The organism is Paenibacillus sp. NN59, assembly GCF_057597225.1.
Window position 1 is genome coordinate 4,377,198 of record NZ_CP199678.1, and the last position, 25,057, is coordinate 4,402,254.

Below are 25,057 nucleotides of genomic sequence, written 5' to 3' on the forward strand. Positions count from 1 at the left end.
ATGAAGTAACAGTATCATACCAAGTAAACGTGTTCATTGTCAATCATTAAATTGGTTTTAAATCATCCATATTGGAGCACAATAATGGAAAGCTTACAATATTCTGCAATAGGAGAATGTATAGTGATGATGAATAAAAATACTGATCAATCGCTTAATCCAAACCATAACTATAAACACCATAATAAATACTGGAAGCTAACTGCTACTCATGTTGCCGTTTTGCTCATTCTCTCCTGTACCTTGACTGGTTGCAGGCTGGAACGGGACGAGCATACGGTACAATTTCAGCAATTGCACCAACCGAATGAACAAAATGAATCGCTGCCTGTCTGGATGGACGTCTACTCCAAATCCATAAATCAAGAGGTATACTCCCCTCAGGGAAACAGTGAGTTTTTGCCTTAAATAGCAGAATGAGATCTAGAGCCTTTATCAGAAGTACTCACTCTTCTTCATCCCATTTGCGTGAGTATGCCTTCTTGGTCACATAATATAACAAAGCGATCATTCCCGCCGACATAAGCAATGTAATGGTCATAATAGCCGCCATTCCCATGACTCTCCTCCTCCTCCAAAGTCCCAATATGTACCAAACTTAACTATACAGGAAAAGCATTTTTTTGTATAATGCAGTCTGAACTTGTGCGCATGGAGCAGAAAGAAGGAATCGAATTTGGCAGCAGAAATTAGTTATGTCACGACAGAAGAAGAATTGAAGCAAGCTCTTGGGATTCGCCGTCAGGTTTTTGTCATTGAGCAACAAGTGCCCGAAGAACTCGAAATAGATGAATACGATGTTATCAGTCCTGATGTGCATCATGTATTGCTTCATACCGATGGTCAGGCTGTTGCCACAGGGCGTCTCATCTATTACAGCAAAGATACGGCCAAAATGCAGCGAATTGCTGTACTGGAGTCCTACCGCTCGTTCGGGTATGGACGTGTGCTCCTGTTAGCGATGGAGGAGCTTGCTCGTGAGCTTGGATTAACCTATTCGCTCCTGGATGCCCAGTGTCAGGCGCAGAAATTTTACGATAAACTCGGTTATGAAGTGATTTCGGAAGAACCTTTTTACGATGCCGATATCCTACATGTCCGTATGAGAAAAAGCCTGTAGTCCAGCAGAACAACTCCACAACACAGGCACTACATACATTACACAGCTATTCTCGAAATGTGGAATGTTGTAAAGAATGCATACTTCTCTCCAATTCGGACAGGCTAACAGGGTAAACCTATTCCCATTTGGTCATAGAAGGAGAGTGTGACATGATGGATCAAACAACACGCGAAACGTTCACAGCAGTACAAAAGAATGGTGACGGTGACTTGACCGCCTTCCAGACATCGACAGGCCGTATTCTGGATTATCAGCAAGCTCTGAACGAAGTGAAGGCTGGAACAATCGCTGGTGTGAATGTATTCAAAGGCAAGGATGGAGAAATGTATATTCGCGGCGATGCCGACGGCGACCCGACCAACAACCTTGACCAGCTTCCGAATTTCTGATAAATGTATTCACCATACAGCGCCAATCCTTACGGATTGGCGTTTTTGCTGTAACTTCTGCTGAAGTCTGTTACACCTAGGCGTACTATTCGCCCCTCAAACGAATCAGTAATCCGTAAAATATTTTACTGCATTGCCGGCAGGCTGTGCTTTTCGTACGGGCTTGGGTTCCTGCTCCCAGGCCTGCAAAATCTGTATATTTTCCAGCGTAGATGGTTGAGGCCAGGAGATATATCCGTTCTGTTCAAGCGCCTGTAGTGACTCCCGAATGTGCGCCGGGTTGCGCCCTGTCTTGGTTTCCAGTTCATCCATACGTGGAATTCGACGTTGCTGACCTGCATAGTTGACAATAATACGAAGTATTTTACGTTCAAAGTCGTTCAGCATACTTCAGTTCTCCCTTCCGATTCCGATCCGTTACAGGGCGCCATGCCAGAATATTTTGCTCCAGAAAAGTCCGGGGTACCCCTTCCATGCCATCAGATGCCCGAATTACTCCGCCTCGCATGCTGTTAATTCGAATCTGCCGTTGCGTAATCTGTCCCGCACGATCCATGTACACAAGCTCCACCATCTGGCCAACATACTTCCCTAGCATGATCATCCCTCCAATAAGAACATTTGTTTGTATTCATTATTATATGCGAACATAAGTTCTTTATTCAATAACAAAAAAAAAAGGAATTTCGAAAAAATAAAAAACCAGACGTACTCCGGGCAAGACGGAAGTCTGGTTCTTCAGGTGAAGATCGAATATTAGTGACGATCTGATTCAGAAAATTGCACTGTTTTTAACTGTTGCGTATTCGGATTAAAATCCACATTAACATAAACAGCAAATTGCTTGCCGTCTTTGGCTCGAACCCACAGCTTGAACTGTTCTCTGGACTGATTTGCGCTAAGCGACGAACGGCCGATATGTTTGTAATCCAGAATGTCGACATTGTACTTCGTTTGGGTTTCCTTCACGGCGATGATGCCCCATTTCGCATAATCCGGAATGTTGCTGCTTGCTGCCGAAATGGTCGTTGAGATGCCAGCGAAACCTAGAACAAGCGTTAATATCGTTATCATAAGCACTCTCATGCATTTCACTCCTTGGGAGAATGTGTTTGCTGATATCGTTCCCGTTCGGATTACATTTTACACCCAGATTCGCAAAATCCAGACTGCTGGCAACAGCCAAAATGGAACAACTGGCATCAGTTTAACCAATGGATCTACCTCGGAAGTATTACTGAAGCTCATCCCCCAATCCCCGGAAAGAAAATGCTGCTCTGCCTGGGACTCTTCTGTAGGCTCTAAACCATACTTCTCCATAAGCATTTGCCTTGTCTGTTCATCCACCTGAACATCATTCCCTGCACTGCTTGCCGCCACATGTAACACTGTTTATGTAAGTTAACATTATCATTAAACCCATCATTAAAGATATGATATGGAACGCTCTAGATTTCATATGCCTGTATTCCTTCCTTTCTACTTCGAATCCATTACCAAAGATCGGCGCAACTTAAAACAACTTGTCTGATTGTACATAATAATTGTGAAAATGGAAATACCAAACGGTGAACTATTCACCACGTTCTTCAAACATTCGTAGCAGATAGTACATGCCCCTTTAGACCCATTTCATAGTTTATTTGTTTAAAAAATCCATAGACCGTGTAATGGGCTTTGACTGACCAAGCTTAATCCAACGTCGCCCGAGTCCATTTTCACCCCATATTCGAGGAGGTTATATCTGCATGTTCAAACGTCTGGATGAAATTTTGATTGAAATTCCCAACGTCGAAAAGCCTGATCCCAATGCAGCAGCAGCTATACAGGAATTGCTTGGTGGTAAATTTGGAGAAATGTCCACACTGAACAACTACCTCTACCAATCCTTTAATTTTCGCTCCAAAGAAAAACTAAAACCATTCTACGACCTCGTCATGAGTATTACGGCCGAAGAATTAGGACATGTTGAACTGGTATCCCATGGGATTAACCACTGTCTCCGAGGATCAACCGAATATAAAGAACCTGATCAGACACCACTCGGTTCCGTCAAAGATGCAAGGCTTTCGTATCATTTTCTGGCAGGCGCACAAGGCGCAATGCCATTTGACTCGATGGGCAATCCGTGGACAGGTGCCAATGTCTTCAACAGCGGCAATCTGGTAGAGGATTTGTTGCATAATTTCTTCCTCGAATGTGGAGCCCGTACGCACAAGATGAAAGTATACGAAATGACCGATCATCCCGCAGCTCGCGAAGTTGTCGGTTTCCTGCTCGTACGCGGCGGTGTGCACGTGGTGGCGTATGCTAAAGCGATTGAAATTGCGACAGGTGTCAATGTCACCAAACTGATCCCGATCCCTTCTCTGGATAACAAAGCCTTTAACGAGGCTCGTAAATACGAAGAAAAAGGCGTTCACACCAAGCTGTACACTTACAGCGACAAAGACTTCAATGCCATCGACCAGATCTGGAAAGGCACACATCCCGAAGATGGACAACCTCTGGAAGTCATTCAGGGCATCCCTCAAGGCTTCCCAATTCCGGAAGCTCCGGCGGTGGAAGAAGAGTTTGCGCCAGGGATCTCACACGAGGACTTCAAGGAAATTGCACGTCGTCTGAAGATGGCGGGGAATATTGCGGATTAAGGAGCCGGTTAAAGCCCTCGAACCCAACTGCTTCAATGCAGCGAAGGTCTGAGGGCTTTATTATAACGAATCTATGTTAAATTTTATGATGTAAAATAAGTATGTTGTACCCATGTAATTTCCTAAGAGTTTCGCTGTAAAAGTAAACCCGATCTCCGCTCACATCGTTAAGCTTAGTTAGCCCGATTCATTCGGCACTGGGTGGGGTTAAAAGAAAGACCCTGAGGATCAATACCTCAAGGTCTGAAATTAGTATTATAGCAATTATATTTGATTTAATATTTTCAACTTTTTATTAATATTAGTTATTTTAGGATAAACACGGGCATGGAAATCTTCCTTTGATTTCACAGAAATACATAACAATTGTGAATCATCTGTTTCGATAACATAAAACACATACTTTGAATTTTCAATCGAATCACCAGCCTCTAATGCGATACTTCTAAAGAAGTTATCCAGACTTATTGCCTTTTCAACAGCTTCAATAGTTATGGTTTTATGCCAAAGTATCTGCTTTTTTTCTAAAAAAGCAGGTTTTAAGTGAGGGAATATCCAATCATCACCGCTATAATAAAGCAGCGATTGCAAATAATCTCTAGTCTCTTCGGATTCATACTTAAGATTATCCTCAATTGTAGCAAATAATATAATATCATTCTCTTCTGGAAATAAGGACAACAATTTTGCAATTTCAACACTGCTCATTGTGTCAATGTTTATATAATATATCGCTTCATAATTCATTGATTCAAATACACTCCTATGGTTGGAAATAAATATGTTCATTCATTAACTTTTTTGTACCAGGTTTATATTTTTGATAATGAGTCGGATAGTAATAACCTGTCTGTGCGTTACTCGTATTATTACCCACATACTGCGGTTGATTATAATGCACCTCACCAATTGCATTTCTGTTTTTGTCATAAACAATACTCTTGTTCATATCAAATGTCGGTATTTTTGTTCCTACAGTATACCCGTTGTTTTTCATAAAGCTACTCATTGAACCGAAATTTTTAGTCCAGCCTTTTATTCTTGATATGTCAACCTGCATTACAAAATTGCAATTTGTATTATGAACCCAAACGCCCAAATCTGTTACATAATACGTGTGAAAATCCGCAACCGTAAAGTTGTAAACCGTAACTTTTTCCTCAAGTTTAACAAAATCCACTTTGTCAATCGTCAGGTTACTTCCGTCAGCTTTTTGGAGCTTGTCTCCTGTTTGAAGTTCATCAGCAAAGACCCATCCCTTACCTTCAACAAAAAACGGGTGATTATTGGTCGTCTCGATGACTTGATCTCCTACATGCAATTTAATAATATCATCACGTTGGTTACGGAATAAAGCGGTAACTTCCTTGTAAGCCAACTCTCCACCGGGATTTGTCTCATCCTTGGCGAGAACTTTATCTCCGACTTCAATATCTTCAATATTTTTCTCTCCATCGTCTGTTTGAACCTTGGTCCCTGCAACAAAGCAGTTACAACCTTTTGATGGAGGAGCATTTGTTTTACCTGATGCAGTTTTCCCGCTGCTCTTGGAAGCCGCACCTGTAACATTTCCCATTGCAAGTATTGCAAGATATTCTGCTGCTTTCCCTTTAATCAATTCATCTACTAACTGTTCAGTTGCCCAGCTAATACTACCCGAAGATTTAGAATAAGAGCTCTTGCCCAATGCCATGTCATACAAGTAATTAAATTGATTTCTGCTTAAAAACGAATTAAAGTCATATCGATCTCGAATGGTATTCTTATGCAGGTTAAATAACGAAATATTGATTCTAGCTTCCTTCAGCAGATATCTGAGCTCTGTAGCGTAGGAAGGCTCTGCCATATGTCCACTTGGATCAACATATATAAGCGGATTATTCTTCACATACGCATACAAATTCAAACTTAGCGGGTCATCCAATTCGCCCTCAAACGTATCCTCATTAATAAATCTGCCTGTATTCGGATCGTACCATCTCGCTCGCAAATACTGCAAATGCGACGTATCATCCCATAATTCGCCAGAGTACAAGAAGGGATTATGAACCTTCTCCTCTTTTGACTCCAGATTGCCCCACACATCATACTGATACTTGTTCAGTAATGCGCCATTGATACCTCGTAGCTCGGTAATATCTCCGTGTCCGTTGGTTTGCACATATGCTTTGCTGCCATCTGCATAGACGATCGCTTCCAGCTTGGCACCGCGAATATAGTTCGCTTTGAGTTCTGGCGTACCGTTCCGTACTTCGGCTTCTGCAATAATCTGAGCGCCATCATCATAATAGTAACGCGTAGTGATACCATTCTCTGTACGCTCGACAAGCTGGTTATCACCGTTGTACTGATATCCCACTTTGGCCGTATCTGTGGTCACTTGAGTCAGACGATTACGGTTATCGTACTGATACTCACTAGTTACCGCGTTGACTTCCTTATCCGACTGCATGGTCAGGCGGTTGCCTTGTTTATCATAGGTGTACTGCTCGTTATTGCCACTTGACGTGACCATCCGATCGAGTTGGTCATACGTAAAGTCGTCCTGTACGCCTTGCTGTACACGCTTCGTTATGTTTTTGTTGTTATCATAACTGTAGTTGTACACACCAAGTATAGCTTGATCTCGCACATGTTCCAGACCTACCAGATCCAGACCATTATATGTTTGGCGGTCATTTACACCATTTTGTAATTGAGATGATTTAAATAGTCCATTCAGATAATACGTGTACTGCGCATCCGTTGTGTCCTTCGCTGTACCGACCGAGGTCATTCGGTTCATTGCATCATACGTATAATAGACGTTGTTGCCAAATGGCCCTTTCATATCGGTACGGTTACCATTGAGATCGTAAGTGAATTCAGTGGTCAGTCCATCTGGATAGATCATTTTTGTCAATTGCTCAGTTGCTGGGTCATATTGATAACCCGTCGTACCGGTGCGATCCGTCATACTCGTACGTTTCCCTAAGGCATCAACAGTATAGCTGATCGTTTCGTCCGAGCTCACTTTGCGGAGCAAGTTACCACGCAGATCATACTCATATGTGAATGTATTTCCATTGCGATCCACATATTCTGTCAAGTTACCACCAGGTGTATAGTAGCTTTTCGTGGTATTGCCTGACTTGTCTTTCGTCTGAAGGCGGCGATTCAGCTGATCATACGTATTTTCTTTCACGTTACCTGCTGGATCAATTACCTTAGTTAGATTCGCTGCCAAGTCGTAGGTGTATTGTGTCTGTTCTCCATTGGCGCTGGTCACTTGACGGAGCTGGCCCACGACATCATAACTGAACGCAGTCACATTGCCATTACCATCGGTTTGCTCCAGCGTTTGACCGCTGATGTTATCGTATTTGTTTTTCTCCAATACTCGGAGGACCTGATCCAGCTGCGTTTTCTCTTCCGTTTTGATGCCTTTGCCCCACTTATCATAAGTTGCAATCTGCATATAGCCTTCGGCATCCGTACTTGTTGCTGTTCGAGCTACATCATCGTATTTCATGGATATGGACGTACCATCGGCTCCGGTGGTCATGACCACACGGTTCCAGTTATCGTACGTATTACGAGTACGGTTGCCCAGGGCATCGTCTGTCCAGGCAGCCCGACTATACGGATCATATCCGGTACGTTGAGAGACTACGTAGCCGTTTCCTGAGAAGTAACCATTCTCGATAGCCTGACCCAGTGAATTCCATTTCTGTAACCGTTGCTGCCCTGACTCGTCCGTCACTTTGATCGTATTGTTGATATCATCGTATTCCGCACGGAGCTTTGTTCCATCCGTTTGCGTTACCTCAATGGTACGCCCTATCGCATCCATGCGATACTTGGTTGTACGTTGCTCTGCATCTGTAGAAGAGATCAAGTCACCGGTGGTCATGTCATATTCAGACGATGTGCTGACCGGCGTTGTTTGACCATCCACATCGGTCACCAACATGCTTAGACGTGTTGGAAACGCATTTTGATAACGACCATCATATTCAAGTGTGGCATTTCGTTCTTGTTTGCCGTCCGAAATGCGCTGGTTTAACAGGTTGCCATAGGCATCATAGGTGTAATCTGCCTGTGTCAACAGTTCGCCGCCGGCACTGTCTTTACGGTTCACAATTTGCTTAATGTTACCGAAGCTATCCCTTGAAAGAACCGTATATTTCTTGTTGGTCGCATCCACCATTTCGTTGATACTGGTTAACCAGTGTCTAGTGTCATCATACGTACTGCTCGTGGTGCGTCCCGTTGCATCCGTTACCGACGTGATATTGCCGTAATCATCCAACTGTAAGGTGGTTGTTAAAACATCCTTGGCCTGGTTATCTGTTACGGTCGTTACCGTCGGAGTTGATGCAGCATAACTACGTCCTTTGACCGTCTTACCGTAGGTGTTGGTTGTCGTCTGGGTTTTCCCCTCTGCACTAACCAGGGTCCGATCCAGATAAAACTGGGCTGGTGTGTCATTGGTAATAAAATCTTTACGGTAATTGTATTGCGTATTGGTTAACCCATTACTCACCGAGACAGCAAATGTTGTATCCTGTGAGAATGTAGCTCCCAGATCGGACGTATAGCTATACGTCTGACGGTTGAAATCCTCAGTTGATCCATTTTCATACGTAATCTGATCTTTACGAGACAAGACACGGTAGGCATCATTGAAGGACTCTTCACCAAGATAACGCTTAACCGGCCCGTTTTCATAATCATAGAACGTTTTGGCACCCGTATTATGCTGAACTGATGTCAGAAGCGCATACGGGTTGAGTGCCGCACGTTCCGGACTAAAGCCAGGCAAGTTAAACTTGGCATCCGCCAGTTTGTAAGAATACGTCGTTTTTCGTCCTAGCGGATCAATGACCGAATCAAGCAGTTCCATACCGTTTTTTGTCTGTTTATTATATGTGACTGTACGGTTCCCCTGCACAATCGTTACAGCTGACGATGTATAACTGATACGAATCGTATTACCTATAGCATCCTTCACTTGGGTTAACAGTTTGCTGTTATACACCGAATTATTTTCATAGAAAAATTGAACCGTATTTTTCTGTCCGTCAGAGATCTGGAGCAGACGTCCATTCGCGGAAAAATATTGCTTGATTAATCCATCTGCAGAAGTCATCACCAGTGAAGACGTTTCTCCATTTACAGTAACCGTCGTATCCGGACTAACTGTGATGCCTTCCCAGTCGTACCCTTTTAGCGTATTCCCTGCAATTTCGTAGCGACCGCCATCGGCCAGCACCATAAACGTTTTGTTATTCTCCGTTTCGGTGTAAGGCAGTTTCCATGACCACCCCTTACCCAGTGGTGCTCGTTTGTCCGCAGCGGCGGGAATCGTTTTGTTATAGTAGGTGACATCTGTGTTATTGCCCACTTGATATGCCCGAATCTCGGCATTAGGCTGGGAAGCAATATAATAGTTATAGCCATCATTGATTCCGTTCTGGAACTGTACATTGGCATGATTGTTAATCTCAGTCTTGATACTGCTCGCATCGGACCAGTAGTCTGTACCATCTGTAGCCTGCGTAGTTGATTCTGCTGCTCCCTCCGTAATCTCGGTTTCTACCCACGGGAGCTCATTCACATTGTAGGCTTTACGTTGCTTGCCTCCGCCACCCAGAAGCACCCAAGAATCGAATTTTCTGCCTGATGTGGTCGCGGGTTTGATAACTGTACCTGAATAAAGTTGGGAGTAATTGCGTGTGTCTGACGATGGTATGGATACAGAACCGTCATATTTCGCTTCCCATGACTTGGTACATACAAAATTGGCCACCGATTTATTCGGTGATGGACAAGCTTTCGTATTGGTTACAGATGACCGCGTCAGCGTAATGGTCTGGCCTTGAACCGTAGCTGTTTTGGTTTGCGGACATGGGCTCTCTGACCCGGTTTGTACCCAGTTCCCTTTGGCATCATATTTACCAGGAATGGAATTCACGCAGGTTTGAGTAGGGGCCGTAATCGTTCGAGCAGGTTTATACTCTCCCGAAACTACAGAAGGGCTCCCCTGTTTATTGAGTGTTCCGCTAAAAACACCATTGTTGTAACTCACACTTGAAGCAAAACTGCTGGCATTTGTTGAATATCGGGTTGTTTGCTCTGTACGCGACTCCGCGGGTACGGGGTATACGATGGGCTGCTTGGCCGCTTGTTTGGCCTCCGCCTCAGTAGCATACGTACCTAGAAGTTTCGTTTTTCTCTCCTGAATTTCGGTTTCGAGATCGATCACACCATCGCCATCGTTGTCCATCTGATACCACATGTTTTCGCTATATTTCACATGGTATTTCGGGATTTTCTTTTTACGAATAGCACTATACGTCACAAAATATTTGTAGACAGGATACTCGTATGTGTTAAAGCCTACTTCCTTATCATAGAACTGCGCTTCGGATGAGTTATACTGCCGTTGTAAGGAGAATCCCATACCACCCCGTCCTGGCAGCGTTGCATCCACATGCTCCAGGATTAAGGAACCACTCAAATTGGAGATAGCTTCTCCATTTTCACCTACGGAATAGGGCGCCTCGTTAAATGAATTCTTGTTAAATACCGGTGCTTTCTCGGAAATATGTTTACCCGGATCAGGCACACTGGTCGACGCAGCCAAAGGCTGGATAACATCTGAAGCTGTACTATGTGTCGCTTCATCTGCTGGTGCATTGTTATTCTCTTGATTTCCCGTAACGGATTCCGGGGCTGTCGTTGATTCTGACTGTTGGTCCTTCTCTTGAGCAGGTTCCTCCCCAGCAGGCTGGCTTGTTTCAGGAGCACTACTCTCTGGATTTGTTACAGGCTGTTCGACCGCTTCAGATTTCTCTTTGTCGGCCTCCTCATCCTCTGTCTTCGTTTGAGTAGGATCGGTGCCTCCATAAACCTCTTCGGTTACAGCAAACGTATCATATCGTTGCATGATACTGGACTGGTCAGCCTCAACACTGACAATTGACAATTCGTTGTTAAGCGAACCTTCTGCATAGACATCACTGGTTACGCTTTGAGATTCATTGATTTCTTTCGGATAAAGGGTATTCAGTGCTTCTTCAAATCCCATTTGACTATCTCTCATTTTGAAAAAAGCTGAGAGGATTTGATTCAAGTTATATCCCTGGTCCAGGTAACCTTGAATAAAACCTTCCGTCGTACCGAATTCGCTGATCATCACTTGAACCAGATCCGTAGTCTGACTCTGTTCTTCCTCCGCGTATGTAGTCGCTGGTATCCAGTTGCCAAAAAGACCTAGCACGACTGATAAGATAAGAATAATATTCATAAACTTCTTCATTTTAGAATGTTTCAACTAAGTTTCGCTCCGTTCAATAAGTAGTAGCTACAATGTGCTAATCGTCTATGGATTGACTACCGTTGTTTTTTTCAAATTCCCATTTTTGTCGTATTCATAACTTATTCTCTTGCCGGATTCATAGATAATGCTCGTAAGCTGGCCTGAAGAATTATAGACGTAAGTATACTTTTCAATCCCTCTCTTTTTTACCGTGTTACTTGCTTCGGATTCTTGACCTAATATGCCTTTTGTTGTGACATAAAAATTGTATTCTTTATTAGGGTCTAGATTCCCTATGGTTATAGTCTTATCTTTTGTCGTTTGAATCATTTGATTGTTCTGATAAATATCATACCTATCCCAATCATTTTGACGTTCATGTTCCCACGATAACTGTACTGAATTGACACTTATAACCTTCAGCTTTAGACTGAGAGGCTTTTCAACTGGTAACACTTCACTAGGCTGATCGTCAATAGTTATGAGTTTAGGGCTAGTTATTGAACCCATACTAATAAAACTTCCCCAAATATAAACATCAGAAGAATTACTCACAGCCCCACTCATATCATCCCCAGCACTAACCCTATGAATATCCTTTAATCCAGGAACTGGTACAGGAGATAAACTATCAATTTTTGTTCCATTTCCAAGTTGTCCTGCAGAGTTCGTTCCCCATGCAAGTACCGTACCATCGTTTTTTAAAGCAACAACATGTTTTGCCCCTAAAGCAAGCTGTTTTACATCCCTTATATTTTCGTCCAATACTGGTTCACCATATATAGGAGACTTAGCTTCAGAAGGATAATCTTTCCCCCACCACCAAACAGAGTTATTCTCATCAATTGCTGCACTATATGGTCTGGCAGTACTACTACTTTGATAAATGTGTTTTACTCTTACTGGTAAATTAATTTGTGTAGGAATTGTTGAATACTCCCCACTTTTACCGAGCTGATAATCATTAGTGTACCCCCAGCCCCACACGGTTCCATCACTTTTAAGTGCTAATACTGTTTTTGATAAAGCATTACTTGCTATCTCAACTACGTTATCTAGACCTGGAACTAATGTTGGTTGAAGACGATTAGAAGTATCACCTAAGCCTAATTCTCCGTATGTGTTTTGCCCCCATGTCCAAACTTTTCCGTCTTCAGTAAGTGCGACAACGAAAAGGTTCCCTGAGACAAGGGTTCTGACATTTTTAATATATTTAATCACTTTTATTGGATCATATTTAAACCATTCCCATATTTCACCTTGGTTATTTAGCCCATTTATTTTAAAGGCATCTGCTGAAAAATCGATTATATTTTTAGCGGAACGTACTCTCCTTAACTCACCTTTATTATCAGTATTGTTTCCCGCTGCCCATCCCAGTCGACCAAAGCTATTATATCCTCCTGACCACAATGAACCGTCTCTTCCTAGAACATAATAGCTCATCTGCCCGAAATAAATTTGATTAATTTGATTTACGACTTCTTTTTTCTCGTTTTCTTCTTTTGCCTCAACTCTTTCAGGGATTATTATCCCAAAGAATAGGCTTAATAAAATTAATAAGACTGTTAATGTTCTACTTTTCATTTTTCTAATTTTTCACCCTTATGTTTTATTTTAAGTTCTCTATCTAAGAATTAACTTCGCTTCACACACCGATCACCTTTACTCCTTTTCATTTAATAGTTCTCAAATAGCTTTATCATTATCGTTTATTCATCTACAATAATAAATAGGCTTATTTTGTATTTTATTGTCTATTTTTGTCGAACAAAATCCTGATTTAATATATAAAATCTTATATATGTATAATTGTCCAATTATGATTGGTTTTCTATCAATCCAATATTTTAATGCAACGCATATAATAATTATTCATATGATATGTGTTATATATAAAATAGAGTTATTTTAGACAATGGTTTCAAAATAAAAATATCCTTTACACAGATAATTTCTGGTAAAGGATCGGTTATTAGACGAGTTACAATTACATCCATCTCAGATGTAAAAAACTAATTTTGATATCGTCCCATATGATATATGCATCATCTTGTTATCTTCTAACAATAAATCATTGCACATTTAAGTTGGATAACCCTTGAAATAATAATCTATCCATCACTTCCTTTTCCCACGCCACCAATACCTTCCCCATACGCCTAACACACCACACAACAACAGCGCACAATATGCCCAGGCAAACAGCATAGCAAGCCCTAACCCGATGTTGGCATCCAAACGTTCATCGGTGATGTAGGTATACAATGCAAACATAAGTGGCACGGCGCCGATGATAAAAAGTCCCATAAACCAGCCAGCCAAGATACGAGGGGCGGTACCTTTGTCATTTCCCATCAGTTTACGAATCCCCAGCAATAACAACGATAAAATTAAAAGAAAACCGAGACAGGTAAGTAGTATTTTAGTCAGATCTGACATGTCAATTGCCTCCCAATGCTCCATTTTCTCCAGATGCTATGCCTGAAAGTCCCTAATCATGTACCTGTTAAACCTATCCTACACTCCAACGATAGCTTTGCCTATCATTACCCATTTCGGTGGTGTGTGATCGTACTTTTCCCCCTCTAAAAAAAAGACCACCGCCCTGACTCCTTCCAAGTCATGGCGATGGTTAACTTATATACTCCCGTGTACTACGTATTCCCAACATTTTACATATTCACCTTGTTAAAATCCTACATTTCGTTACAAACATAACTCTTATACCTGTATACCGTCCTGATCCGATACGTTGTTCATTACTCTAAACACCAACCTGATTAAGTTAAACTTCCACGCCACTTCAATCGAAACTTCTTAGCGTTTTTGCTTAAACTTTAGATCAGTAGCAACGGACTCTGCCTATGCACCAAACTGCGCATAGTGCAGGCGACTGTAGATGCCGCCCGAAGCAAGCAGTTCCTCATGACGTCCCTGCTCCGTAATGCCTTTCTCGGCCACGACCACGATGCGGTCTGCGTTTTTGATCGTCGCCAGCCTGTGGGCAATGACCAGTGTGGTACGCCCTTCCGACAGTTCCGCCAGTGATTGTTGAATCGCGGCTTCCGTCTCGGTATCGAGCGCAGACGTTGCTTCATCCAGAATGAGAATCGGTGGATTCTTCAGAAACATGCGAGCAATGGATAACCGTTGCTTCTGCCCCCCGGACAGCTTCACGCCGCGTTCACCAATCAGTGTATCAAGCCCTTCTGGCATGGACAGAATCAAGGATTCCATCTGGGCACGACGAGCCGCCATCCAGATTTCCTCTTCTGATGCATCCAGTTTGCCGTACGCAATATTTTCCCGAATCGTCCCATCGAAGAGGAACACATCTTGCTGCACGATCCCGATCTGACTGCGCAAGGAATCCAGTGTCATGTGCTGAATGTCCTGACCATCAATCGTGATGCGCCCTTCCAGCACATCATAGAATCGTGGCAGTAAACTGCAAAGCGTTGTTTTCCCCGCACCCGACGGACCAACCAGAGCGACCGTTTCACCGGCACGAACACTTAGATCGATACCTTGAAGTACAGGCTCTTGATCCGAATAACCAAAAGTTACTTGCTCGTAACGGATATCTCCGCGCAAATGGGATACCGCAACGGCATTAGCATGGTCTTTGACCTCTGGTTCCATATCAAGCAGGTCCGTATACCGTTTGAAACCTGCAATGCCTTTAGGATAAGTCTCAATAACCGAATTGATCTTCTGAATGGGTGTCAGGAATACATTGGACAACATAATAAAGGCAATAAACTCACCATAGGTCATGCTGCCGTTAATGACAAACCACGTTCCGCATACGAGCACAAACAACGATACCAGCTTCATCAGCACATAACTGATGGAAGAGTTCCACGCCATAATTTTGTACGCAACCAGCTTGGTTTGACGGAAACGACCGTTGTTTACCGCGAATTGTGCTTTTTCATACTCTTCATTGGCAAAAGCCTGAACCACGCGAATACCCGTAATGTTATTTTCAACACGAGCATTGAAATCGGCAATATCCCCGAACATTCGGCTGAAGGCTTTGGACATTTTGTTCCCGAAATACAAAGATAGATAGATAATCAGCGGCACAATGATAAACGTGAGAATCGCCAGATTTCCGTTAATGCTCATCATGATACTGAAGGCACCGACCAATGTCATCACGGCAATAAATACATCCTCCGGACCATGGTGGGCAATCTCTCCGATATCCATCAAATCATTCGTCATGCGGGATACCAGATGTCCGGTCTTCGTATTATCAAAATAACGGAAGGATAACTTCTGTACGTGATTGAACAGACTTTTACGCATTTCCGTCTCGATATTGATCCCCAGCTTATGTCCCCAATAGGTTACAACGTAATTCAGGAATGAGTTCAGCAAGTAAATGCCCAGCAGTCCTAGACACGCCCATAGAATCCAATCCCAGCGTCCACCTGGCAGCAGATCATCTACAACCCGGTTCACAGCTAGCGGAAAAGCCAGCTCCAGCAACGCAACCAGAATTGCACAGGTGAAGTCCAGAATGAACAGTTTTTTGTACGGCCTATAATAGGCAAAAAAACGACGAAGCATAAACCTAGTTCCCCCTTACGGCAATCCTCCGTCAACATGATGATGATTACCTTCTATTTCGTCCTGCTTAAAAGATACAGGAAGTATGGTGCACCCAGAATTGCAACGAGAATCCCGGCTGGAATCTCCGAAGGTTGCAAAATGACACGTCCCAGCGTATCCGCGACCAAAACGAGCAATGACCCAACCAGTGCAGATGCAGGTAGCAAAAACTGATGTTTTGGCCCAACGAGACGACGCGCCAGATGAGGCCCAATTAGGCCAACAAAACCGATACCGCCGCTTACAGACACACAGGCTCCTGCCAAAACAGCTGCTGCAGCAAGCAAAATCATACGTTCACGCTCTACAGGAGCACCGAGACCACTTGCTGTCTGATCCCCAAGATTCAATACGTTCAGTACACGTGCCTTCGCCAGTACCAGCGGTACGAGCACCAGGATAAATGGCAACAGTGCCCAAACAAACTTCCAATTCGAGCCCCAAATGCTTCCTGCGAGCCAAGTGGCCACAAATTGATATTTCTCGGGACTAAGTCGCAACGTTAACACGATCATAGCTGAACTGATACCGGCTGCGATCCCGATTCCCGTGAGCAACATACGGGTTGGCAAAATGCCCTCCCCTTTTTTGTAGGAAAGGATATAGATTAGAAATGCCGCAAAGCTTGCGCCAATCAGCGCAAGGATCGGAAGCAGAAAGATCGGAGCTGCTGTCGTCGTTGGAAAAAAAGAAACAAACAGCATGACCATAAGCCCCGCTCCAGCATTAATACCTAGAATCCCAGGATCGGCGAGTGCGTTTCGCGATACCCCTTGCAGGATACAGCCCGACAACGCCAGACCCGCCCCGATTAGAACAGCAATCACAATACGAGGCAGTCTGAATTCAAACAGGATCAGCTCCTGTTTCGGTGTACCGCTGCCAAACAACGTCCGTAAAACCTCCAGCGGTGAAAGCTTGGTAAAGCCGGTATTCATACTGATAATAAAAGCTGTAATAATCAAAAGACCAAGCACAATAAGAACAACGATCCCTTTTGTTTTCTTTTTGCGCTCTGCACCAACCATAGTTGAGGAACCCATCTTACAGCGTCCTCCTTTCTTTCCGCGCCAGATACAGGAAGAACGGCACCCCGATGAGGGCTACCAATGCGCCAATCGGCGTTTCGTAAGGCGGGTTAATCATACGTGCTGCCAGATCCGAAAATACAAGCAACAGACTGCCCATCACGGCAGAACAAGGAATAATCCAGCGATAATCGACCCCAACCAGCTTCCGGGTAAGGTGGGGGATGATCAGACCGACAAATCCGACTGCACCCACGACAGATACTGCAGTACCCGCCAGGATTAGTACTACAATCAGACCGACCAGCTTGATCACACCGGTACGCTGTCCCAATCCAACCGCAATCTCCTCGCCAAGACTGAGTAACGTAATTGAACGAGAGATGATCATGCCCACGATCAGTGCAGCGAGTACCCAAGGAAACATCACTTCAAGCTGAGACCACTTCGTTCCGGCTACCCCTCCGGCGGTCCAGAACGCCAAATCTTGTCCGATTCTGAAGTAGAGCGCAATCCCCTCACTCAGCGCAGACAACATAGCCGATACCGCGGCTCCAGCCAGCACGAGACGCAGCGGCGTCAGACCTGATCTGGATGCTGCACCGAAACCATACACAAGTAGTACACCAAGTCCTGCTCCCAGGAATGAGTACATAATAATGTACATGTACGGCAGGCCCGGGAAAAAGGCAAAACAGATCGCCAGTGCAAAGCCGGCGCCAGCGTTCAGACCAAGCAGTCCCGAATCGGCGAGCGGATTCCGGGTCATGCCTTGCATAATCGCTCCGGCAACAGCAAAGCAAGCACCCACCATCGCTCCGCCAAGAATACGAGGCAACCGAATCTCCCATATGATCTGATGGGGTGTCAAGTCAGGGTTAAAGTTAAATACCGCCTGCCAGACCACGCCGAGTTGAATATCAGCAGCACCAAATGAAATAGACAACGCCATGCCCAGAGCAAGCAGCAGAATACCGCCTGTTAGAATGAGAGTGGCTGCCCATGGACGTGTATGGATTTTCGCTGTAGGTGACTCCTCATTTGATTGCGTGGAAGAACTGTTCAAGTTCATACTTGTCCACCTGTGTTATGAGTGACGCTTATTAATCTTATGTACATAACAATCACCTCTCCAAAAATACCGCTTCTATTGATATTGATTCTCATTCCCATAGAACATTGTAAGGGAATCCTTCCAGTCTGGCAATGGACAAAAAGGACAACTTTCTTGCAGATATGAATATTTTCGCATGAATATGCATAAAAAAGGCCACACAGAGCTTCATTGCTCCTGTGTGGCACTCATACGATAACTTTACATACGATAACCTTACATATCCTTTATTTGATTCCAATATTCGCTGAGCGAGTCCGAGCGGTCATCAATGAAGCAAGTACATCCGGAAGATCGGTGATGATGCCTTGTACTCCCATATCCATCATCAACTCCATATCGCCGGGATCATTCACGGTAAACGGATAGGTGACTATACCTTGCGCAAGAGCAGCAGTTACTTCCTCTTTAGCCACAGCCAGCTTGTACGGATGAAGACCCGTGGCCTCCAGTTTAGCCGCATAATCATAAGGACGATACAACTTCTCCATGTATAAAAGCGCAGTACGAATGTCCGGCGCGATGCGCTTACACTTCACAAGCGAGGCATGATTAAAGCTGGATAGAACAACCTGTTGCTCCATGTTCCACTCCCGAATAACCTGAATGACCTTCTCTTCCATCCCCTTGTATGGCACGATGCCATTTTTCAACTCTACATTAAGCAGAATTCTCTTGCCTTGCACCAGGTTAAACAACATTTCCAGTGAAGGAATAGGCTCTCCGGCAAAATCCGCATGAAACCAGGAGCCTGCATCCAGAGTGCGCAATGTATCATAAGTGAAATCTTTAACCCAGCCCTCGATTCCCGCCGTCCGTTGTAAAGTTTCATCATGAATTAACACCAACCGGCCATCGGCTGACATCTGCACATCCGTCTCAATCCCCGTTGCACCCAGCTCTAGCGCTCGCTCAAACGCAATCATCGTGTTTTCCGGGCATACCGCAGATGCACCTCGGTGGGCAATAATTTCCATGTTATTCAATTCAGACCCTCCTGCGTTCAAAGTGGATTCTATGAACTTTCACTATATACACCATTTGTCATACACGTATTAAGAGAGCGTATAATTGTATACTGGCTTGTTCATTCAGCACGGGTCTAACATTTAAAGGGCTGGGGATTCACTCATTTTTGCGAACTCAATCTAAAAACCAACATAATATAATATCAGTCGTAGACAACTGCACTCCGCTGTAAGGAGGTTGCCCTTTGAAACCGTTGAAATCACGAACAAGGAAGCACTCGATCTCTTCCAGATCTTGCTCTGCCCAAAAGTGCTCATCACAACATTCAGCGAAGAATAGATCAGAACCCGGATCGAAAATCAGCACGTCAAGACCTCCCGGATCACGACAAACGATTCCGCGAGCTTCTGTTCGAGGACTCTCTTTACCTGACAGAACAAGTAATCAGTCCGGCGTCATCGAACCCAAACAAAATAAACTTGATAAACTGGCCTTTGTTGCGGCCATCCTTGCACTGATCGCTTCAGCTATTGGACTATACATTGCCTGGAAAACACTCATTCTGCCCAGCGATACTACGGAAATCGTCGTATAGTTTCAATAGATAGCTCTATCTCATTACGATGGGATGGAGGTCTTTTTTTAGGCGCAAGCAAAAAAACCGTTCCCCTGAAACGCCGGTAGCCGCCGGCGTCTCTTTGGAAAGGCCATTTTCTTCGAATGATGCCATGAGTCAGCATGCATCTGTTATAAGAATGGTCTGAATTACAGTACGAACGTGCGGGAGATGATAACCAGCAGGATAAACAACACCAGGATTGCGCCTGTTGATGTCCATACACCACCACCGAAACCTCCACAGTAGCCGTAACCTGCTCCTTTGAGATCGCTCATGAGTGACACTCCCCTCTTCATCAAAGTACACTATAGACTATGTCCGCAAGCGTTATTTGCTTGGGCAAATGAGGAAGTTTTTCTCTTGAAGCATCAGGTTAACAACTCCATTTCATTGGGTGTTTACTTTCCGCTGAGTTCAGACCATTTCTGAGTCAATTCCTTAGGGATGTAGGCAGCCATCCGAGCAAGCAGCTCAGCCGGATCAGACTCAAGACTCCACAAACTGAGATGTGATGTGTTGGAGAAGCCTTCGTGCACACTGTGCTCCACCATTTTCATAAGTGGTTCATAATAACCGTTGACATTCAAAAGGCCAACAGGTTTGCGATGAATGCCGATCTGTGCCCAGCACAGTACCTCGAACAATTCTTCAAACGTGCCCATCCCACCCGGAAGTGCGATAAATCCATCGGATAACTGTGCCATCGTCGACTTCCGTTCATGCATCGTACCCACTTCAATCAGTTGAGTAAGCCCGCCGTGAACCACCTCACCCCGGAATAACCCCGTAGGCATAACCCCAATCACTTCTCCGCCTGCCTCGAGAGCCGCATCCGCGACTGCCCCCATCAAACCCATACAAGACCCGCCATAGACCAGGGCATATCCGCTGCCCGCAATCTGTTCCCCCAAAAGGGAAGCGTGCTTAATATAATCAGGATGATTTCCCGGGTTAGACCCTGCAAAAACACATATCCGTTTCAAGTGGTTTCACTCCTTTTTGAGATCTATCTCCTTAGTATACAGTATAAGTGTCATTGCTATGTTACAGCACGTTAACAGAACTCATGCAAAACGTTATATGAAGTTTGAAATCGTTTATTTCTTTGCTTCTCCATGTTGCTTTCATACGCCTCCCGCTAAAAAAAGAGAAAAAAATACCCGGCCGTTTGCAGCCGGCCGGGTTCCCAAATCCATACACATTCATTTAGAAGGGGTTGTTACTACCTACTATAAGATCGAAACATTAATGCTGTATGATCGCAGTATGAAATACATATTAAATTTAAACCAGACTACCGTATGCCGCGCCGCGAACGTACCACAAACATGTGCTTGTCCTTGCGAAGCAGACGGCCGTCTTCAAGCTCGACCTGATCTTCGTCATGTCTTACAATCCTAGTGGATAACGCTACAATTTTGGCACGCCGCCAAATCATAATCTGTGACTTGAAATAAATCGCATTTTCAAACTGCACTGCTTTTTTCATCACATATCCGATCTTGTGCACTTCAGAACGTGCTTTCTTCAGAGGCAGGCTTTCGTCAGGAAGTGGTTTGATCATTGCAATATTGTCAAACGATACTTTAATCCGTTTCGGTCCAATTCGAACACATTCCGTTTCTTCATCCCACTCTACCAGCGTTCCCTTCAGAGGCTCGCGAATTCCTGTTGCCCGGTATACTGCTACTTTTCGTCCAATCCAATGTCGCAATGTGCTCGCCTCCAATCTATCTATATCCGTTGAACCAAAGATATTTACACAGACACTCCAATGACAGAAGAACCTTCCAATCGCTGTTATCCCCAGATTTTTTGATTCCCTTTTCCAAAGGGGAAAATCCGGTGATAAAGGCGAACGCTTCGCTTTTTCAGGTTTTTTCTGTCCTCTCCGTTCCTTGTGTAAATGATTTGTTCAACATATCTAGTTTTCAGGTATTGTCCAATCGATCGGTTTAATACCTTTGGAGACGAGAAATTCATTGGCTTTGGAAAAAGGCCGACTGCCAAGAAAGCCGCGATGTGCAGCTAAAGGGCTCGGATGTGTTGATTCCAGCACCAGATGTTTGTCTCTATTAATAAAAGCACCCTTCTTCTGAGCATGACTTCCCCAAAGCATGTACACCATAGGCTCATTACGTTCATTAAGCTCACGAATGACGGCATCCGTGAACGTTTGCCAACCCAAGGCCTGATGAGAATTGGGCTGACTCTCCCGAACTGTCAGAACCGCATTTAGCAGCAATACACCCTGCTCTGCCCAGTGAATAAGTGAACCATGCTTTGGAACAGGCACACCCAGATCAGCCTGAAGTTCCTTATATATATTTTTCAGTGAAGGCGGTACGCGCACCCCCGGTCTGACCGAGAAACTTAATCCATGCGCCTGCCCTGCCCCGTGATAAGGATCTTGACCAATAATAACGGCTTTCACCCGATGATACGGGGTCAACTTCAAGGCAGAGAACAAATCTTCCTTGGGCGGGTAGACAGTCTGTGTTTTATATTCAGCAGCAAGTGCATAACGAATCTTGTCAAAATACTCCGCTTCCGTCTCCTGCTGCAACACCTCGTCCCAATCATTTCCAAACATAATATATAGGCTCCTTTCCCATGATGAATACATATCCGTGTAGCCCGTTTGGAAGGGCTCTTCCCTGCAAGAGTCACATGTCCCGCGACTCATAGACTATCCATCATTTTAACATAACCGTAGTCGACAGACCAGAAGTGTACGACGAAGAGAAAGGAAACCGTTCAGATAAATAAAAGAAACACTCAAAAAGGGACGAAACAGAATACGTTCTGCTCCGCCCCTTTCCTATTGATCTGTATATACCCGTGTTCATCGTAAAACCTACCGATGTTATACGTGTACGGGCACCTGTTTCACCTGTTTTTGTTCCGTCTGTTGGTCCACCAGCACCCGACTAATTCGACCCAAACCTTCCTTCAGGACAGAGCGAGGGCAAGCCAGGTTCAACCGGATACAACCTTCGCCGTTTGCCACAAACATTACCCCATCCTCCAGTAATACGCCTGCTTGCTCCGCAAAGAACAGAGGCAGGCTGACATTCTTCGGTGCATATGGCGTAATATCAATCCAGGCAAGGTACGTTGCCTCAGGAATGTGAAAAACGGCAAGCGGCAGATGTGTTTTTAAAAAGTCATCAACATACGCAAAGTTATCATCCAGGTAAAGCTTTAACTGTCTCAGCCATTCATCGCCATGTTCATAAGCTGCTTGAGTTGCCGCAATGCTTAGCGGATTTTTGAAGCCATAATGACGTGCCTGCCAGATCTCCCTTAGTGCCTTGTTCGGAATGATAACGTTGGAGAACATCAGACCCGCCATGTTGAACGTTTTGCTGGGAGACATACAAGTTATAATTCGGTCTGTATCCGGGAACAGTTTGGCGAGTGGGGTATGTGTTTTTCCCGTACGAAGCAGATCACAATGAATCTCATCTGATATGATCCATAGCTCATTATTCAAACAGATTTCGCCTACTCGCTTCAGTTCCTCCGTGCCCCAGATGCGTCCAGATGGATTATGCGGATTACAGAAAATGCATACCCGAACTTTCTCGTCTCTGGCTTTCGCTTCAAAATCGTCAAAGTCAATCGTATAATGCCCTTCTTCATTTAACATGTCCGAGCACACCAGCTCAAGCTGGTTATGGTCTGCTGCCGATTTGAAAAATCCATAGGACGGTGTCAGGATCAATACCTTTTCGTCCGGCTGGCAGATATACTCCACCAGTTCATAGAGCGCGGGAATAATGCCATTCGATGTCTCCAGATGCTCCTTCGGGAAAGACCAGTCATAATATCGTTTCATCCAGCTTGCTACCGCTTCGTAGTAACTCGGGTCAAAAACTTGCGAATACCCCATAATGCGGCGATCCAGGCGTTCTCTCACGGCATCCAAAATCTCGGGAGGTGTGGCAAACTCCATATCGGCAATCCACATGCGGATGAACTCCTCATCCTTAAACGGAAATTCCATCTCACTCGTTGCGTTGAAAATATATTGGCGGAAACCATCCGTATTCATGGCGTTGGTTCCGGTGCGGTCAATGATCTCATCAAAATTATAAGAATTGTCTATCTTGTTCGTATTGCTCATCTTGGTCATGGGGTTAACTCCTCTGTCTTTTCGTTTCATCATTTATGGATGTTGGATCTATCCGTTCTTCGGTTCATCACTTCTAACCCTATTGTTCCATGCCGCGGGAGTTGCATCAAATGCAAGGGAATCTACTTAGAAGAAACAAATCAATTATGATGTTTCTTTAGAATAGGCTTTTCACTGAAAAAGTGATATATTTCTGATAGGCTTTGGCGTTTAAGAAAGACTTTCAGCTTATTTGTCTATTCTCAGGAAACACTTCTGATCATCCAACTCGATAAGGAGCACCCCAATGAACAATATCAACCAGGAAGTGGGCAAAAAAATACGAAACTTCCGCAAATGGCGCGGGCTCACCGTACAACAACTGGCAGACCAGATTTTCAAGAGCAAAGGTACTCTTTCCAAATATGAGAGCGGTGATATTACGCTGGATCTCGTCACACTACACCAGATTGCAGATGCGCTGAACATTCAGGTTGAGCAGTTGCTCTACCAAGAACCGAGGCATGCGTCTCCGCTGATGAACACGGTCCAATCCAGCTTTTTCAAAAACTCCACCCGCTTCTATTCGTACTTCTACGACGGCAGGAACAACAGTCTCATTCGCTGCGTGATCGACATGATGGCTCAATCGGACGCCAATCGTTACCGTACGGTGATGTATATGAATGTGAAGGATTTTGACAATTATCAGGAATGTGAAAATATGTACTGGGGTCACACCGAGCATTATGATACGTTGACTACACTCATTTTGAAAAATCAGGCTACACCACTGGAGAATCTGTATATTAATATTTTGGCATCCTTCCAGGAGTCGGAGAAAAAATGGGGACTTATGGCTGGTGTTTCATTCAGGCCGTTTATGCCCATTGCACTGAAAATGCTTTTCTCCCGAACACCGTTGCCGGAAACACCCGAGCTATACAATGAACTGAAAATCTCCAAAGAGGATCTGCGCACACTTAAAATTTACAACATGCTTGCGGTAACTTAAACAGGGACCCGAATAAGATAAAAAAGACACTTGCCCAAGCTGTTTCACTTACCAGCCCTTGCAAGTGTCTCTTCTTGTTATCTACAGATGTTTTTTCTAAAGATAT

General features: G+C 44.3%; 23 protein-coding genes. 6 read left to right on the top strand and 17 right to left on the bottom strand.

What is annotated here, in order from left to right:
• Positions 1-126 precede the first annotated feature (126 nt).
• The 3 genes from ACT89M_RS19295 to ACT89M_RS19305 all read left to right on the top strand — a co-directional run bounded on the left by ACT89M_RS19295 (position 127) and on the right by ACT89M_RS19305 (position 1,512).
• Positions 127-408 (top strand): hypothetical protein, encoded by a 282-nt coding sequence (locus ACT89M_RS19295; protein ID WP_253492834.1) that lies wholly within the window; start codon positions 127-129, stop codon positions 406-408.
• A 268-nt stretch (positions 409-676) separates the two neighbouring features.
• The gene (locus ACT89M_RS19300) at positions 677-1,120 is read left to right on the top strand and encodes a GNAT family N-acetyltransferase (RefSeq protein ID WP_154888259.1); all 444 of its coding nucleotides are present in this window, start codon (positions 677-679) and stop codon (positions 1,118-1,120) included.
• 155 nt (positions 1,121-1,275) lie between these two features.
• Positions 1,276-1,512: a DUF3892 domain-containing protein gene (locus ACT89M_RS19305; protein WP_090923789.1), complete on the top strand. Its 237-nt coding sequence runs from the start codon at positions 1,276-1,278 to the stop codon at positions 1,510-1,512.
• Between the two features lie 105 nt (positions 1,513-1,617).
• Here the strand turns inward: ACT89M_RS19305 and ACT89M_RS19310 are convergent, their stop codons facing one another.
• The 4 genes from ACT89M_RS19310 to ACT89M_RS19325 form a co-directional block, all read right to left on the bottom strand.
• Positions 1,618-1,899 carry a LexA family transcriptional regulator gene (locus tag ACT89M_RS19310; protein ID WP_090923690.1) on the bottom strand — a complete coding sequence of 94 codons (282 nt, stop codon included), beginning with the start codon at positions 1,897-1,899 and terminating at the stop codon, positions 1,618-1,620.
• Positions 1,883-2,110 (bottom strand): hypothetical protein, encoded by a 228-nt coding sequence (locus tag ACT89M_RS19315; protein ID WP_090923691.1) that lies wholly within the window; start codon positions 2,108-2,110, stop codon positions 1,883-1,885. The genes ACT89M_RS19310 and ACT89M_RS19315 overlap by 17 nt, the downstream gene beginning before the upstream one ends.
• 158 nt (positions 2,111-2,268) lie before the next feature.
• Positions 2,269-2,598 carry a DUF3889 domain-containing protein gene (locus tag ACT89M_RS19320; RefSeq protein WP_090923692.1) on the bottom strand — a complete coding sequence of 110 codons (330 nt, stop codon included), beginning with the start codon at positions 2,596-2,598 and terminating at the stop codon, positions 2,269-2,271.
• 57 nt (positions 2,599-2,655) lie between these two features.
• A complete protein-coding gene (locus ACT89M_RS19325; protein ID WP_253492831.1) occupies positions 2,656-2,901 on the bottom strand; it encodes a hypothetical protein in 246 nt (81 codons plus the stop codon).
• A 359-nt stretch (positions 2,902-3,260) separates the two neighbouring features.
• Between ACT89M_RS19325 and ACT89M_RS19330 the strand changes: the two genes are divergently transcribed.
• Entirely contained in the window at positions 3,261-4,163 is a 903-nt protein-coding gene (locus tag ACT89M_RS19330) for a manganese catalase family protein (protein ID WP_123062476.1), read from the top strand.
• Positions 4,164-4,427: 264 nt separating this feature from the next.
• Here the strand turns inward: ACT89M_RS19330 and ACT89M_RS19335 are convergent, their stop codons facing one another.
• The 8 genes from ACT89M_RS19335 to ACT89M_RS19370 form a co-directional block, all read right to left on the bottom strand.
• Positions 4,428-4,910, bottom strand: coding sequence for a hypothetical protein (locus tag ACT89M_RS19335; protein ID WP_253492825.1), 483 nt, complete (start codon positions 4,908-4,910; stop codon positions 4,428-4,430).
• 16 nt (positions 4,911-4,926) lie between these two features.
• Positions 4,927-11,454 carry a polymorphic toxin-type HINT domain-containing protein gene (locus ACT89M_RS19340; protein WP_308722796.1) on the bottom strand — a complete coding sequence of 2,176 codons (6,528 nt, stop codon included), beginning with the start codon at positions 11,452-11,454 and terminating at the stop codon, positions 4,927-4,929.
• Between the two features lie 75 nt (positions 11,455-11,529).
• Positions 11,530-13,053: an RCC1 domain-containing protein gene (locus ACT89M_RS19345; protein ID WP_308722797.1), complete on the bottom strand. Its 1,524-nt coding sequence runs from the start codon at positions 13,051-13,053 to the stop codon at positions 11,530-11,532.
• A 534-nt stretch (positions 13,054-13,587) separates the two neighbouring features.
• Positions 13,588-13,908, bottom strand: a complete 321-nt coding sequence (locus ACT89M_RS19350; RefSeq protein WP_308722798.1) for a hypothetical protein — start codon at positions 13,906-13,908, stop codon at positions 13,588-13,590.
• A 423-nt stretch (positions 13,909-14,331) separates the two neighbouring features.
• Complete coding sequence (locus ACT89M_RS19355; RefSeq protein WP_308722799.1) at positions 14,332-16,047, bottom strand: ABC transporter ATP-binding protein; 1,716 nt, start codon at positions 16,045-16,047, stop codon at positions 14,332-14,334.
• A 53-nt stretch (positions 16,048-16,100) separates the two neighbouring features.
• Positions 16,101-17,132: a FecCD family ABC transporter permease gene (locus tag ACT89M_RS19360; RefSeq protein WP_154888231.1), complete on the bottom strand. Its 1,032-nt coding sequence runs from the start codon at positions 17,130-17,132 to the stop codon at positions 16,101-16,103.
• 1 nt (position 17,133) lies between these two features.
• Positions 17,134-18,189: a FecCD family ABC transporter permease gene (locus ACT89M_RS19365; protein ID WP_090923705.1), complete on the bottom strand. Its 1,056-nt coding sequence runs from the start codon at positions 18,187-18,189 to the stop codon at positions 17,134-17,136.
• 269 nt (positions 18,190-18,458) lie between these two features.
• The gene (locus tag ACT89M_RS19370; protein ID WP_373323242.1) at positions 18,459-19,217 is read right to left on the bottom strand and encodes a glycerophosphodiester phosphodiesterase; all 759 of its coding nucleotides are present in this window, start codon (positions 19,215-19,217) and stop codon (positions 18,459-18,461) included.
• 227 nt (positions 19,218-19,444) lie between these two features.
• On the opposite strand from ACT89M_RS19370, the gene ACT89M_RS19375 reads away from it, so the two are divergent.
• Positions 19,445-19,795 carry a hypothetical protein gene (locus ACT89M_RS19375; protein WP_154888229.1) on the top strand — a complete coding sequence of 117 codons (351 nt, stop codon included), beginning with the start codon at positions 19,445-19,447 and terminating at the stop codon, positions 19,793-19,795.
• A 170-nt stretch (positions 19,796-19,965) separates the two neighbouring features.
• Here ACT89M_RS19375 and ACT89M_RS19380 read toward each other — a convergent pair whose 3' ends face one another.
• The 5 genes from ACT89M_RS19380 to ACT89M_RS19400 form a co-directional block, all read right to left on the bottom strand.
• The gene (locus tag ACT89M_RS19380) at positions 19,966-20,094 is read right to left on the bottom strand and encodes a hypothetical protein (protein WP_260510917.1); all 129 of its coding nucleotides are present in this window, start codon (positions 20,092-20,094) and stop codon (positions 19,966-19,968) included.
• A gap of 123 nt (positions 20,095-20,217) precedes the next feature.
• Positions 20,218-20,802, bottom strand: coding sequence for an LOG family protein (locus tag ACT89M_RS19385; RefSeq protein WP_154888227.1), 585 nt, complete (start codon positions 20,800-20,802; stop codon positions 20,218-20,220).
• A gap of 311 nt (positions 20,803-21,113) precedes the next feature.
• On the bottom strand, positions 21,114-21,533 hold the full coding sequence (locus ACT89M_RS19390; protein ID WP_154888225.1) for a hypothetical protein: 420 nt from the start codon (positions 21,531-21,533) through the stop codon (positions 21,114-21,116).
• A gap of 210 nt (positions 21,534-21,743) precedes the next feature.
• Positions 21,744-22,412 (bottom strand): uracil-DNA glycosylase, encoded by a 669-nt coding sequence (gene ung / locus ACT89M_RS19395; protein WP_090923710.1) that lies wholly within the window; start codon positions 22,410-22,412, stop codon positions 21,744-21,746.
• A gap of 273 nt (positions 22,413-22,685) precedes the next feature.
• Positions 22,686-23,957, bottom strand: a complete 1,272-nt coding sequence (locus tag ACT89M_RS19400) for a MalY/PatB family protein (protein ID WP_308722800.1) — start codon at positions 23,955-23,957, stop codon at positions 22,686-22,688.
• 286 nt (positions 23,958-24,243) lie between these two features.
• On the opposite strand from ACT89M_RS19400, the gene ACT89M_RS19405 reads away from it, so the two are divergent.
• On the top strand, positions 24,244-24,951 hold the full coding sequence (locus ACT89M_RS19405; protein ID WP_090923711.1) for a helix-turn-helix domain-containing protein: 708 nt from the start codon (positions 24,244-24,246) through the stop codon (positions 24,949-24,951).
• Positions 24,952-25,057: the final 106 nt, after the last annotated feature.